The sequence below is a fragment of the Lysinibacillus sp. Bpr_S20 genome (genome assembly GCF_023337835.1).
GTDB lineage: Bacteria > Bacillota > Bacilli > Bacillales_A > Planococcaceae > Lysinibacillus.
In genome coordinates, this window is the sequence record NZ_JALNLQ010000001.1 from 878127 (window position 1) to 892430 (window position 14304).

At 38.0% G+C, this 14304-nt stretch carries 9 protein-coding genes, 1 pseudogene and 1 riboswitch; of the genes and pseudogenes, 6 read left to right on the top strand and 4 right to left on the bottom strand.

Going from position 1 to position 14304, the window contains the following annotated elements; genetic code table 11:
* Positions 1–190 precede the first annotated feature (190 nt).
* The 3 genes and pseudogenes from MWJ95_RS04450 (at position 191) to MWJ95_RS04460 (ending at position 4184) form a co-directional block, all read left to right on the top strand.
* Positions 191–1660: an amidase family protein gene (locus MWJ95_RS04450; RefSeq protein WP_249104476.1), complete on the top strand. Its 1470-nt coding sequence runs from the start codon at positions 191–193 to the stop codon at positions 1658–1660.
* Between the two features lie 230 nt (positions 1661–1890).
* Positions 1891–2861: pseudogene (locus MWJ95_RS04455) on the top strand (DUF2268 domain-containing putative Zn-dependent protease).
* Between the two features lie 156 nt (positions 2862–3017).
* Positions 3018–3201, top strand: a riboswitch (cobalamin riboswitch).
* A 245-nt stretch (positions 3202–3446) separates the two neighbouring features.
* Positions 3447–4184 carry a hypothetical protein gene (locus MWJ95_RS04460; RefSeq protein WP_249104480.1) on the top strand — a complete coding sequence of 246 codons (738 nt, stop codon included), beginning with the start codon at positions 3447–3449 and terminating at the stop codon, positions 4182–4184.
* 419 nt (positions 4185–4603) lie between these two features.
* Here MWJ95_RS04460 and MWJ95_RS04465 read toward each other — a convergent pair whose 3' ends face one another.
* A complete protein-coding gene (locus tag MWJ95_RS04465) occupies positions 4604–6544 on the bottom strand; it encodes an elongation factor G (RefSeq protein WP_249104482.1) in 1941 nt (646 codons plus the stop codon).
* Between the two features lie 277 nt (positions 6545–6821).
* Here MWJ95_RS04465 and MWJ95_RS04470 point away from each other — a divergent pair, with 277 nt between their 5' ends.
* Complete coding sequence (locus tag MWJ95_RS04470) at positions 6822–8810, top strand: S9 family peptidase (RefSeq protein ID WP_249104484.1); 1989 nt, start codon at positions 6822–6824, stop codon at positions 8808–8810.
* An 864-nt stretch (positions 8811–9674) separates the two neighbouring features.
* Entirely contained in the window at positions 9675–10382 is a 708-nt protein-coding gene (locus tag MWJ95_RS04475; protein WP_283175704.1) for a M23 family metallopeptidase, read from the top strand.
* Positions 10383–10556: 174 nt separating this feature from the next.
* Here the strand turns inward: MWJ95_RS04475 and MWJ95_RS04480 are convergent, their stop codons facing one another.
* From MWJ95_RS04480 to MWJ95_RS04490, 3 genes are all read right to left on the bottom strand, one after another.
* The gene (locus tag MWJ95_RS04480) at positions 10557–11099 is read right to left on the bottom strand and encodes a GNAT family N-acetyltransferase (RefSeq protein ID WP_249104532.1); all 543 of its coding nucleotides are present in this window, start codon (positions 11097–11099) and stop codon (positions 10557–10559) included.
* 332 nt (positions 11100–11431) lie between these two features.
* On the bottom strand, positions 11432–12628 hold the full coding sequence (locus tag MWJ95_RS04485) for a class I SAM-dependent rRNA methyltransferase (protein WP_249104486.1): 1197 nt from the start codon (positions 12626–12628) through the stop codon (positions 11432–11434).
* A gap of 62 nt (positions 12629–12690) precedes the next feature.
* Entirely contained in the window at positions 12691–13608 is a 918-nt protein-coding gene (locus tag MWJ95_RS04490) for an alpha/beta hydrolase (RefSeq protein WP_249072517.1), read from the bottom strand.
* Positions 13609–13780: 172 nt separating this feature from the next.
* Here MWJ95_RS04490 and MWJ95_RS04495 point away from each other — a divergent pair, with 172 nt between their 5' ends.
* Positions 13781–14260 (top strand): dihydrofolate reductase, encoded by a 480-nt coding sequence (locus MWJ95_RS04495; protein ID WP_249072518.1) that lies wholly within the window; start codon positions 13781–13783, stop codon positions 14258–14260.
* The last annotated feature ends 44 nt before the right edge of the window (positions 14261–14304 follow it).

Consider the following 14304-nt stretch of genomic DNA (forward strand, 5'->3'; position numbering starts at 1 on the left):
ACAGTAGATAATTATTTGGTAATTAATTGGAGGGTGTGTGACAATTTTAATTACCAGGTTAAATGCAGGAAATAAAGCCTTTAGATTTATATGTAAGGGGCAGAGAAATTTGAAAACACTAAAAGCTGAAAATAGCTTTAGGTATTAATTAATTTTATTGGTATAATCTTGAAAGAGGGGGCAGATCTAAATGGGGATAAAGTTTAATAGCTTTTTTAGAGAAGAATTGTCAGTAATTGATATTCAAGTAGCTATGGAACATGGTGAGATCACATCAAAGGAATTAACGATGTATTATTTACACAGAATTGCTAAGCATGACCAAAGTGGACGGAAAATTAATTCAATGCTTGAAATTAATCCTGAAGCGATATTTATTGCTGAAGCTTTAGATGAGGAAAGAGTGTCAAAAGGGGCTAGGGGGCCTCTACACGGAATTCCGGTTGTTTTAAAAGACAATATCGAAACGAAAGATTTTATGCATACTAGTGCAGGAGCAATAGCTTTAGAAAACTATGTAGCTGGGCAGGATGCATTTCTAGTAAAAAAGCTCCGTGAAGCGGGGGCTGTTATTTTAGGGAAAGCAAATATGACTGAATTAGCAAACGGTATGTCGAGTACAATGTGGGCAGGTTATAGTTCTCGAGGTGGACAAACGCTTAATCCTTATGGAGATTCAGAACTTTTTGTTGGAGGATCCAGCTCGGGGTCGGCGGTAGCAGTGGCATCGAATTTTGCTGTTCTATCAATTGGAACGGAGACAGATGCCTCGATTTTAAGTCCTGCTATTACAAATTCAGTAGTCGGCATAAAACCGACTGTTGGGTTAATTAGCCGACGAGGAATTATACCTTTTACATACTCTCAAGACACAGCAGGACCAATGGCAAGAACGGTTACCGATGCTGCTATTTTATTGGGCGTATTAACAGGAGTAGATAAAGCCGACGTAGCTACATATAAATGTGAAAGTAAGATACATCAAGACTACTCAATCTTTTTAGATGATATAGGATTAAAGGGTGCTAGAATCGGTGTTTATACGAATGCCTCCAAAACTTATTATGATTCAAAGGAATATGACGAAACCCTTTTTAAGAAGGCCATTCAAACGTTAAAAGAGCAAGGAGCCGTCATTATTGAAGACATCGATATTCCTTCTTTCCATAGGGACTGGAAGTGGGGAGTACCTCAATATGAATTCAAGCATAGTTTAAATAATTTCCTTATAAATCTACCTTCCCATATGCCTGTACATTCTATTTCTGAATTAATTCAATTTAATAAACTCTCGGAAGAAAAGTCATTAAAGTATGGGCAGGATAAATTGGAATCGAAAGAGAATTTAGCGAACACGTTAAGAGATCCTGACTATCTAAATGCAAAGCTAGAGGATTTGTATTTTTCTCAAGAACAAGGAATCGACTATACATTAAAAAAATATGATTTAGATGCGATTGTCTTTCCATCATATATTGGCTCGACAATTAGCGCGAAAGCTGGATATCCGTCAATTGCCGTACCAGCAGGGTATATGGAAAATGGGAGACCGTTTGGTATAACTTTCGCAGGCACTGCATTTAGTGAGGATGTACTCATAAAACTCGCATTTTCATTTGAGCAAGCAACTAAATTACGAAAAGCGCCGAAATTGTCATAAGATTTTCTGGGCAATCTGATACTTTCTTAGGATATTAAAATCTAAACGAAAGTATCTTTTTTGTGTTATTAAAGTTTGCTAGATTTTTTAGAAGATTTCATGGAACTTACAAAACTTTTTTTTTTGGAAAAAACAAGCGAGGAACTTCGAAATAATAAGAAAATAATATGATAAAATATATTTAATAGTAAAAAAGTAAAAAATTCCATTTTGAGAAGGGTGGATTTTCCTTGAAAAATTATCTGAAAATAGTTGCAGTATTTTTTCTAATGATTTCATCTCTAACACTTGCTTCTTGTACACAAACAGAAAACTCGAAAAATAAACGTATCGTTCCCGATGAAAACAAGATATTGAAAGTATAGTTACATCATTCGAGCACCCTCAAACGAAGCAAAAGTTTAAAATAGTAAATGCCTATAAACTTTACAATAATTATGAAGATAAGGTTGAAAGTAATCCCAAACAATCACGATTGGAAATTTATAATGAAGAAGTAATTAAACCAATATATAGTGATTGTTTTGAGAATGGTGAATATCTTCATATGGCTGATCCAGTTCTAAATATAGATCCTGATAGCTTAACAGAAAATCAAAATTTAAGTGAAAACATTGATAGGGAAAAAACAGAAAATATTCTTAAAGAAGCTCTTTTGAAATCTTCTGACCTTATTGCATCCGGAAATGAAACAACAGTATGTGTTTTTCCTGTTGCAGATGCAAATGCAAATATGGTTACTGTGGGGGCAGGAAAAATAATAGTCTTTTACAATAAATATTATACCGAAAATGATTTAAGGTCTAGTATAGCTCACGAATATCATCATAGTGTTTGGACTGAGAAGTACGCACGTAAAGATGTACCTGTTACAGTTTTGGATAACCTAATATTTGAAGGAAAGGCGATTATGTTTGATAAGTTAGTTTATCCTGACATTTATTTTGCTCCAATATATACAACATACACCAAAGATGATTGGTCGAAAATTGCATTAGATCTCGAAAAGTCTGACGTGAATCGATCTTACGAAATTATTTCGGGAGGTAATGGCCTTCCTAGTCAATATGGTTACGGTGTGGGCTATAAATTGGTTAAATCCTTTCTTGATTTGAACCCAACTTTAACACCAGAGGAATGGACTGCCCTAAGTTCAAAAGAAATTTTTGAAAAAGGGGATTACCTTGAAAACTATAAATAACAATTTTATAAAACGCATTATGGGAAAGCAGAAAATAGAAGAAAAAGATTAAGAAACTGGAATTTATTGTGTTATTTGACTTTGGAAATACACTCATTTACAATTAATTTAATATTCAATAAGGAATGTAGAATTTACTAGATTCCTTTTACAACTGAATAGCGTGGAGTAATAGGTGTAAATTGCGTGCAATTTACTTAAAAGGGAAGTCGGTGCAAATCCGACACTGTCCCGCAACTGTAAATGTGAGCGACTTTTCATAGACCACTGTTTAACGACGGGAAGGAGAAAAGTAGCGATGACCATAAGTCAGGATACCTGCCTATTATGAGTACACACCATAACCCTACGAGGAATAGGAGGTGGCATGTTGACAAAACAGAATACTCTGTTCGTCACTGTACGTCGAACGTCCCAAATCAAAAAATGGATTTGCTATCAAGCTAGTTCTTCCGGATTTGGGCATTGTTTGACAGTATATGATGAACGAAAAAGATAGAATGAAGGATTTCCTCGTACAATAGGAAATCCTTTTTTTACTGATGAATTCCGTTTTGAAAATATGTACGAAAAGAGGATGCCAAGATGACGAATATTCATGTATGCACAGCACAGGAATCACAATCTTTAGATATGAAAATTTGTAAGCAGCCACGCACCGAATTTACTAAAAAAGCGGCAACAAGAAAGGTAGTAGAATCACTTGTCGATCAATTGATAGCTAGCAATCTTATAAGCAATGAACGATTATTTGAGCAAATTTTATATAATAAAGATATTATTTGGATCCAAAATGACAGTTTTAACGGGCACCTTTTGGCAAAGGCGAATAATACAGATCAGCTGAAAACAAAAACTAACGGTTTTATGATGTACATGCCGACCAATCCCATTGTGTATGAGGTAAATGGTGAACATTATCATCTAATTACACGCATTGATTCAACTCGTGCAAAACCAAATTTAGAGCGACTCTCACAAGCCCCTAAGCCAATATTAAGTGCTGCTCGTGTCAATGATTTATTGTGCTCAATAGTGATGCGCTTCTATGAAATATATTTAGGGGATTTATCACAGGTAGCTCATAAAGACAAACAACTGATTCATTTTGTAGAGCGCGAATATCAACAGTTCTTAGAAGCAGTGAAGGAACTAAATGAATATCATTTAAACTGGCACCCACGCGGTAATGGACATCAACAATTACTAGAGTTAATTGATAATTTACAGCTTTTAAAAAGTCGACCTGGCAAGGTTTTAATGGATTTCTCAAATCCTCATAGCTACGCTGTCGTGGAGCCTTCCTATAATTTCGTGGGTTGAATATGAATACCCGCGGAATCAGAGCGAATACCCGCGAAGCAAGAGATATCCGCGGAATCAGAGTGAACATCCGCGAAGGAGAGATACCCACGGGATAAGAGTGGATACCCGCGAAAGCAGGGCAAATACCCGCGAAGCAAGAGATATCCGCGGAATCAGAGTGAACATCCGCGAAGGAAGAAATACCCGCGGAGTCAGAGTGAATACCCGCGAAAGGGAGTAGAATACCCGCGGAAGCAGAGCAAATATCCGCGAAGCAAGAGATATCCGCGGAATCAAAGTGAATACCCGCGAAAGGGAGTAGAATACCCGCGGAAGCAGGGCAAATACCCGCGAAAAGGAAGAGAATACCCGCGAAGCAAGAGATACCCCGGAAAACAGGACATTGATCTAACGAATCAAGTCCTGTTTTTATGAGTTTAGTCAATACAATGCATAGCGGCCTCAGCTTGATCCCATGGAACGGCGTAGCCCTTGCCTTTTGCGCAAAAAATACTCGATGATGTGTACTCAGGATCGGCATTCTTATCGTAGCCAATTTTTGCAATAATGGCTTCTGTATTGTGGCACACATCATAGCCATCAAATTGTAGAGAAAGGACGCCTTTACCATTGGTGTAGGCGGCAAAGGTTGTACTGTAGCTCATAAATGTTGCGACAGGCGCGCGACCGGTTAAAATTGCTTCATTTTCTGTTAAGTTTGGGGCGTCAAATTTACCGGCAGCTTGCTGTATATCGGTCATCATGCGACCGATAAAATCGCTAGGGGCTTTAAGCTTGAAGCGGTAATACGGCTCTAGTAATACATTTTCTGCTTGCTCTAGACCTTGCCGTAATGCACGAACTGTTGCCTCGCGGAAATCGCCGCCTTCAGTATGTTTTATATGTGCGCGACCTGTTAAGAGCGTAAAGCGAATATCTGTCACGGGGAATCCGGTTAACAGCCCATGATGTTCGCGCTCGAATAGATGTTTTTCAATGAGTCGTTGATGCCCAACCGATAAATCATCCGCGTGACAGGCATTGACAAATGTGTTGCCGGTACCTCGTGTATTTGGCTCCATTAATAAATGTACTTCCGCATAATGCTTTAATGGCTCAAAATGACCATAGCCTGTCACGGTTGTAGCAATCGTTTCCAAATATAAAATCTGTGGTTCGCTAAATGAAATGTCTAGCGAGAAGCGCTCACGAAGCACTTCGATAAGCACTTCGAGTTGAATAACACCCATAATATGCACATGAATTTCTTGGAATTTTTCATGCCAAAGCACACGTAACGAGGGTTCTTCTGCTTCAAGTGTGCGGAAAATTTTTAAAACTTCCTTTATATGCTGATCGCCTTCATACTGTACTTTTGCCTGTAAAGTCGGTACTAACTCATAGGGTTGTGGGTTCCTTGAATGACCAATGATATCGCCGATGTTTGCTTCGCTAATCCCTTTTACTGCAAAAATTTCTCCAGCTTTGACCTCTTGGGCTGTTTCATAACGACTGCCATTGTATAGTCGAATCTCCGTCACTTTTTCAGTCACATCACCAAAAGAAAACTCATCACGCACATGCAACGTACCTTGTAAAGCCTTGATAAACGTTAAGCGTTGATGCCCATCATGGCGAATTTTAAACACCTCGCCTTGAAACGGCACCTCGTTATTAAAATGTGTCTCTGTAAGTAGGGGGAGCTGTGAAATAAATTCCTTTATCCCAATATCTTTTAAGGCTGAGCCAGAAAAGCACAAAAATGCCTTTTCCTGTTTAATTAACGTTTGAATATGAGCCATGCAGCTAGAGCTTTCCAATGTATCATTAAGAAATGCATCGAGAAGCTGCTCATCACGTTCAGCAAGCCACTCCATCATGGCATTTGATACATAATCAGAACGGAGCGGTTCATCTACGAATAGTACGTCCGTAGAGCAATACTGTTGAAGCTGTGTTAGAACGGCTTCAACGTCTGCCCCTTCACGGTCAATTTTGTTGATAAAGAAGAAGGTTGGGACGTGATATTGGCGTAAAAGTTGCCACACTGTTTCTGTCTGACCTTGTAGTCCTTCAACCGCACTAACAATAATAATGGCATAATCCATAACCCGAATGGCCCGCTCCATCTCTGGAGAGAAATCGACGTGCCCGGGTGTATCGATTAACGTATATGTATCATCCCCAAGCGTCATGCGACCTTGCTCCGCAAAAATCGTAATACCTCGCTGACGCTCCAGCTCATGATTATCTAGAAATGTGTCCTGGTGATCTACTCGTCCACGAGCTTGAATACTGTTTGTATGAAATAGTAACTGCTCAGAAAATGTTGTTTTTCCTGCATCCACGTGAGCGAGTACTCCAATTGTTACATGCATAAAAAATCCTCGTTTCTATGAATTCATTTAACAATATTGTAACAGAATTGGACTGGAAAATACTTAGGAAAGTGGATGGGTGCAAGCGTTGAGCATTGCATGTTGCGTATATATCCATAGCTCTTTGTAATTATTGCAGAGTAGCAAAGGTATTTTTAGATGTTTAAATCCCTACTTTAGATAAAAAAACAATTTCTCTTTAAAAGAAGGAATAATACTTAGGGTATCGAAATAGTTTAGTATGTAATGAAATTTCAACACAAAGGGGATTTTAAATATGACATCGAAACAAGGGATTCAACCAGAAGATCTATATCAATTAAAATCAGTGGCAGATCCACAAGTATCACCTGACGGAACAGAAGTTGTGTATGTTGAGACGCATATTGACGAGAAGAAAAAGGATTACGTGTCTAATTTATTCTACATAAACTTACATGACAAAAAGCCACAACAATGGACATTTGGAGATCATAAAACGAATTCACCTGTTTGGTCTCCTGATGGCAGTAAAATCGCGTTTGTGTCAACGAGAAATGGCAAGCCACAAATTTTCGTTCTTTCAAAAGCAGGTGGGGAAGCGAAACAAGTTACAAATTGTAAAAATGGTGCGACATCGCCTACTTGGTCTCCTTGTGGAGAGAAAATAGCCTTCTCTGTCAAGCTTGGTAAAGGTGAAAATATTAATGATCAACCTGAAAAGGATCAAAAAGAAGACAAAGAACTAAAACCACTTGAAATAGATAAGATGAAACATAAATCAGATGCAGCTGGTTTTATGGATATGGAGCAATTTGCTCAAATTGCAATAGTTCATCTTAAAACAGGTGAGTTAGAGCTAGTGACGGAAGGAAAACATAATTTGCAGCTTGGTACTTGGTCACCGAACGGTAAATATCTTTCTTACATGGCTGACTTAACAGAGGATCTCGACTTTTCATTCATAAACGATATTTACTTATTGGATTTAGAAACGAAACATGGTCGTAAGCTAACAGAAGGGACAGGGGTGTTCTACCAAACTTCATGGTCTCCGAATAGCCGCTTTATAGCTTATGTTGGAAGTGAAAGAGAGTTTGAAAATGCAACACATGCAAAGCTATGGATTTATGATTTGGAAAATAACAATAAGACATGTGTAACGAGTGAGTTTGACGCGCCGGTTGGTGATTTTGTTGTGGGGGATTTCCTTCAGGGGATTGTTGCTCCGTCTGTTCAATGGTTGGAGGATAATAAAAGCTTTTATTTCCAAGTGACCGATCGTGGAAATACAGTAATGTATTTTGGCAATTTATCTGGCGAATTATATCCAGCTATTCATGATGATCAGTATGTTTATGGTTTTTCGCTTGATTCTAAAAATGATAAAGCGGTAGCTGCCATCAGCAATACGACAAATCCTGGCGATCTTTTTTACGTAAATTTAACGACAGGTGAAAAGGAACAGTTGACTAGAGTTAATGAAGAATTTTTAAAGACGAGAGCATTATCTGTTCCAGAAGCAATTGAATATGAAGGAGCAGATGGCTGGAAAGTTAGCGGCTGGATGATGAAGCCGATTGGCTATGAAGAAGGGGAAAAATATCCACTTATTCTTGAAATCCACGGTGGTCCGCATGCCATGTATGCAAACTCCTATTTTAACGAATTCCAAATCCTTGCTGCACAAGGTTTTGCGGTTCTCTATACGAATCCACGTGGAAGTCATGGATATGGTCAAAAATTTGTGGATGCAGTTCGTGGTGATTATGGCGGTAATGATTTTAATGATCTAATGGCCGCGGTTGACTATGCATGTGAGCAGTATGATTTTATCGACCAAGAGCGTCTCGGTGTTACTGGTGGGAGCTATGGGGGCTTTATGACAAACTGGATTGTCGGACATACAAATCGCTTTAAAGCAGCAGTTACGCAACGTTCCATTTCTAACTGGATTAGCTTTTACGGCGTAAGTGACATCGGCTATTATTTCAATGACTGGCAAATTCAAGCAGGACTAGACAATATAGAGAAGTTATGGCATCATTCACCACTGAAATATGTGGACAATGTGGAGACGCCGCTGTTAATTTTACACAGCGAAAAAGACTATCGTTGTCCGATTGAACAGGCAGAGCAATTATTTATCGCCTTAAAACATCGTAAAAAAGAAACAAAATTTGTTCGCTTCCCAGAATCCAATCACGAACTATCAAGGAGCGGAAAACCAACGTTAAGAATCAATAGATTAGAATATATTAGGGATTGGTTTGTGAAATATCTATAAGGGAAATACTGGTGGCTGAAGTTGGGGGCAATTTTTCATCTGGCGTACTCGTCAAGACGTAAAGAAGGATGAAATGGGTAAACAAATTATTCAAAAGAGTTATTCTTTAAGCTACCAAATAATATTTTATACCTTATTACTATTATGGGTAATTGACTTCTTCTTTATTGCAAACGGAAACAACTACACCCTGTTTATCGCTCTATGTATAGCTAGTCTAACCAATCCAATTATTCAATTTATTAATGTAAAAAGAAGTATTTAATTTCTTATATCTTGTGTTACTACTTTTTGATTTCTTATGATCTTTATGTTGAATTCTTTTTCTCTTCTGAGCCATTGTTATGGCTCTTTTTTCGATATTGTAACCAATATAAAGGGTTTTAACTTTCCTCCACCTATTATTTTAGTTAAATCATAGTAGTTACGAATTTATCATCTATATAGCGATATTTTACATATGGGCGAAATCTATTGAGAAATAGGGGTGCATAAAAATCAAAAATTACCTAGTTATTGGTTGGAAGATTTTCATGGTCCTATTAGTTTTTTTATTATTAGCCGTGGGGCAGATAAATATATTTATTTGTTTCCGCTTTCATTTGTGGAATTTTAATGTCTGAAGTTGGTGGAATGTTATTGAGAAAAGTGTTCAAATCAAAGGAACAACAATAAATCGAAACAAGTAAAATCAAGGGAAATAATTTTAAAACTGTGTTTAAAACACTATAATGGAGAAGTAGTCAGTTTGGAAATAAATACAAAAGTTGGTCTTGTTAATTCGATCAATTATGAAGAAAGTACAAATAAGCACTAGTCAATTTCAATAATGAAGGAAAAGTATCGACGGAGGAGGGATATGAAATGATTGATGCGCGTGAGCCGATTATTGTAGAGTTTCCTTTGAGAGGAGAATGGCTTTCTCCAAACACTCCGGGGACAAAAATTCCGAGTCACGGCACAAACAAATTAGCTGCAAGATATGCTTATGACTTTGTACAAGTGGATTGGGATAGAAAGGGCTGGCCCGCCTATCGTGTTAGTCTTGCGCAATACCTACTTTTTGGGGTTCCGATAGAAGAATATTATGGTTGGGGGCAAGACGTATATGCTCCTTGCGAGGGGGTCATTGTCAAAGCGGAGGATGGCTATGAAGAACGAACACGAACAAAGTTGCTTTCAGATATGTCGAACGCTTATAAAAATGCCCATTATTTTGACCCGAAGAAAGATGACATACAATCAGTTGCTGGCAACTACATCATTATAGAATGTGCCGACGATGTATATGCTGCATTAGTCCATCTTCAAACAGGATCCATTCAGGTGTCAGTTGGTCAGCGTGTAAGAAAAGGTGAAATTATTGGTAGAGTTGGTCATTCAGGAAACTCCTTTGCTCCGCATTTGCATTTTCAACTTATGGATAGTAGTGACATAGCTACTGCAAAAGGATTGCCTTGTGCTTTTGAACAATATGAGATATTTAAAAATGGCATTTGGGAAAAGGTGACTAATGGGATTCCAACAAATAAGGATAGAATAAGATTTCAAAAATATGATGAACGGGAATAAATTAAATAGGGGTACCGTCAGGAAAATAGGCTTAACGTTGTAAATCTGTATTTTCCTAACGGTAGTTTCTCCACAATGTTTTCTAGACTACAGATTTAGCTATTGTGCACCGTTTGCTCCATAAGAAAAAAGCTGTCAATAATGACAGCCTGGATGAAGTCTGTTGAGACTGAGCTATTCATTTATTATTCCATAATATACCAAATCCTCATATTTACCGTCTTTAATGAGATGATCCTTTAAAATTCCTTCCTGTTTCATGCCAATCTTCTCCATTACTTTTCCTGAAGCGGGGTTTGATGAAAAATATCGGGCAAATACTTTATGCATTTTCTTTTCTTCAAAAGCAAATTGTACAATCGACTGCGCTGCCTCCGTGGCATAGCCTTTTCCCCAATACTCCTCGCCAATCCAATAGGCTATTTCACCTTGATTAAAATCTGTATTGTTCGATAACGCAATTGCTCCGTATAATTCGCCATTTTCCTTATTTGTGATGGCAAACTCGTACGAAAAATCTCTCATAAAATTAACGTGATGATTTTCTATCCACGATAATGCATCTTGTAAACTATATGGATAAGGGAGGTACAGGGTGCTTTTATAAATATTATAATTATTGCAAAGTTTCACAACTGTGGCAGCATCCGATGTTTGAAATAATCTAAGAGTGAGTCTTTCAGTAGTAATCATAAACTTTTCACGAACATAACCCATATAATCATCTCCGTTTATCAATATTTTGTCGCCAAAACGTCTGGTTGACTTCCGTTCCGACTGGCGCTTAGTAGCTGCCGCTTCGCTTTCGCACAGGGCAAATCTTCCTGGGGGCGTCCGAGGAGCTCGGTCTGTGACGCTAATCCCCAAGAGGGCGCCAATCTCCGCTCCAATCAACTAATATTCAAGAAATATTATAATAATATCATCCCATATTTTAGAGATAATGTGATACCATTGTATATTAAATGGAAATATTGAACAATAACATAAAAGAGTGTGTCAAAACAAAAAGACAGAATCACTGGAAGTTGGATTCTGTCTGGTTTGATTTAGTTAAGTTTTTTTATAAAAACAACCTTTAAGTAATTGAATTCTGGATATTCACGTGGGGCACGGAAATCCTTTGGTAAACTGTATTCTTCAACAATTTTATAGGCTGTTTTAGTCTCTTTAAATGCTTGGTCAATAAAGCTTTTAAACTTTTTCATCCCAAAGCTTGCATTGTTCGTAGAAGCAACGATGATACCGTTTTTCTCTGTAATGGCGATTGTATCTACGAGTAATTTAGGGTAGTCTTTTGCAGTTGAGAACGTTCTTTCCTTCGTACGTGCAAAGCTTGGTGGATCTAAAACGACCAGGTCAAATTTTAAATTGTGGCGCTGCGCATATTTAAAATAGTTAAAGACATCCATGACTTTAATATCCTGTGATTCGTAGTCAATGCTATTGACGCTAAATTGCTCAATTGTTTTGGCTAAACTACGCTTTGCTACATCTACACTTGTTGTTTTCACTGCTCCTCCAAGTGCCGCTGCGACAGAAAATGCCCCCGTATAGGAGAACGTATTTAACATATTTTTACCGTCTGCATAACGTTCACGAATGGCAAGCCTCACTTCTCGTTGATCGAGGAAAATACCTGTCATGGCCCCATCGTTTAAATTGACAGCATAATTCATATTATTTTCCGTTACGATAATCGGAAATTCGCCAGGTGTTCCCATGACGAAATCGTCCTGTTCCATATACTGGCCTTTCGTATCGAAACGTTTTTTCTCATAAATGGCTTTGTAGCTAACTACTTCTGCAAGTGCTTCATAAACCGCTTCTTTAAATGAATAAATGCCGGCGCTATACCAGCTCACCATATAGTAAGAATCGAAAAAGTCAATTGTTAAACCGCCAATGCCATCGCCTTCACCATTAAAGATTCGGAAGGCTGTTGTGTGAGGATCGTTGAAAAACGCTTCACGATTTTGAATTGCCTTCTTAAATTTCTTCATAAAAAAGGCTTTATCTATATTTTCGTTAGCATCGGTTGTTAGCACCCAACCAATACCTTTGTTTTGTAAGCCATAGTATCCAGTGCCAATATAACGGTTATGATTATCAGTAAGTTTTAGTAGAGCGCCTTCCTCTTTGGGAAGATGGCGTGCATCAACTGCCTCTTTTGAAATAAGAGGATAGCCTTTCTTTAATTGATCTGAATAGGGCTTGTTAATTTGTAAAGCAATCGTTTGTATCATGTTGTCATCCTTTAAAAAACGTTTTGCTCTATTATCGCATTATTTTATGTGGTTAGACAAACTTATTTCACGAAATTAGCAATTTTTTCAGCCGTTTCAATAGTTGCTTCTTCGAAAAAAGTCATTTTACTGAAATAGCTATGGATTAATCCCGTCATATTTACATGTTCAACCATCACTCCAGCATCCGTAAGTTTTTGTGCGTATGCAAGTCCTTCATCGTAAAGGACATCTGCCTCTGCAGCAATAATAATCGTTTTCGGTAAAACACTTAGATCCTCAATCTGAAGAGGAGACACAAGTGGATTCATATAGTTTTCTTTATTCGTATAATGACCTGCAAACCACTGCATTCCTTGTTTGTCTAAGCCGTAGTGCTCGCCGTACGCATTATAAGAAGGCGTTGTAAAATCAACATTGACTACTGGATAAATAAGTACCTGCGTTTTAATAGCTGGTCCATTTAATGTAGCAGCCAAGTAGGCGACAACTGTTGCTAAGTTTCCGCCTGCGCTATCACCGGCTATTGTGAGGTTTGCTGCATCTCCACCAAAATTTTCGATGTTTTCGGAAACCCACGTTAAGGCGTCATAGGCATCATGGAGTGGAGTAGGGAATGGGAATTCTGGCGCCAGGCGATAATCGACCGATACAACGATGGCTTGAGATTTTTCTGCTAATAGCTGACAGCCTGCATCCGTAGAGTCTAAATTACCGAATACCCAACCACCGCCATGATAATAAACAATGACGGGAAGCGTTTTATCTAAAATAGGTCTATAAATGCGCACATTAATTTGTGCTCCATCTCGAACTGTTATTATTTTATTGTCAATGGCCGCAAGTTGTGGACAATTTGGTGAAGTCCATTTCGGTACCATGCGTAGAGCTCTCGCCTCTTGAGGGGTTACATCGTAATATTGTTTAGAAGAATGACTAACTTTAATATATTGGACCGCTTCTTCTTTTAATTTTGTCATGTTCATCAATCCTTTTAAATTTCTTTGTACACACTATTATAAACTATTCATATAAAATTACTAGGATTTAATATCGGAAAACAAAATAATTTATTTTCTATGCAGAAATAATCTGATTGTAAAGTAAAATTATGTTTATAATATAATGGACGATAGTATTTGGAGGGACAAGATGATTTCTTTAATTGTGGCACATGATAATAATAATGTGATTGGTTATGAAAATGGCATGCCATGGCATTTGCCTGGGGATTTAAAATATTTTAAGGATAAAACGATGGGGAAGCCAATGATTATGGGACGTAAAACGTTCGAATCGATCGGTAGACCGCTTCCGGGTCGACGCAATATTGTCATTACTCGTGACGAAAGCTACTATGCGGATGGGATTGAAGTAGTGACAAGCTTGGAGGGAGCCCTCGCCCTTGCTGGGGATGTCCCAGAAATTATGATTATTGGCGGCGAGCAAATTTTCCGTTTATCCATGGATATTGCAGATCGCTTGTATATTACAAAAATCAATCATGCATTCAATGGGGATACATACTTCCCGGAGTATGAGCAGAATTTTGTAGAAGTAACCTCAGAGGAGCCAGAAACTGCACCAGAGGGTTACACATTCCAATATCAGATTTTTGAACGTAAGGACTAAAGAAAATAGGTACTACGAAGCACGGTTATGAATGGACCGTGCTT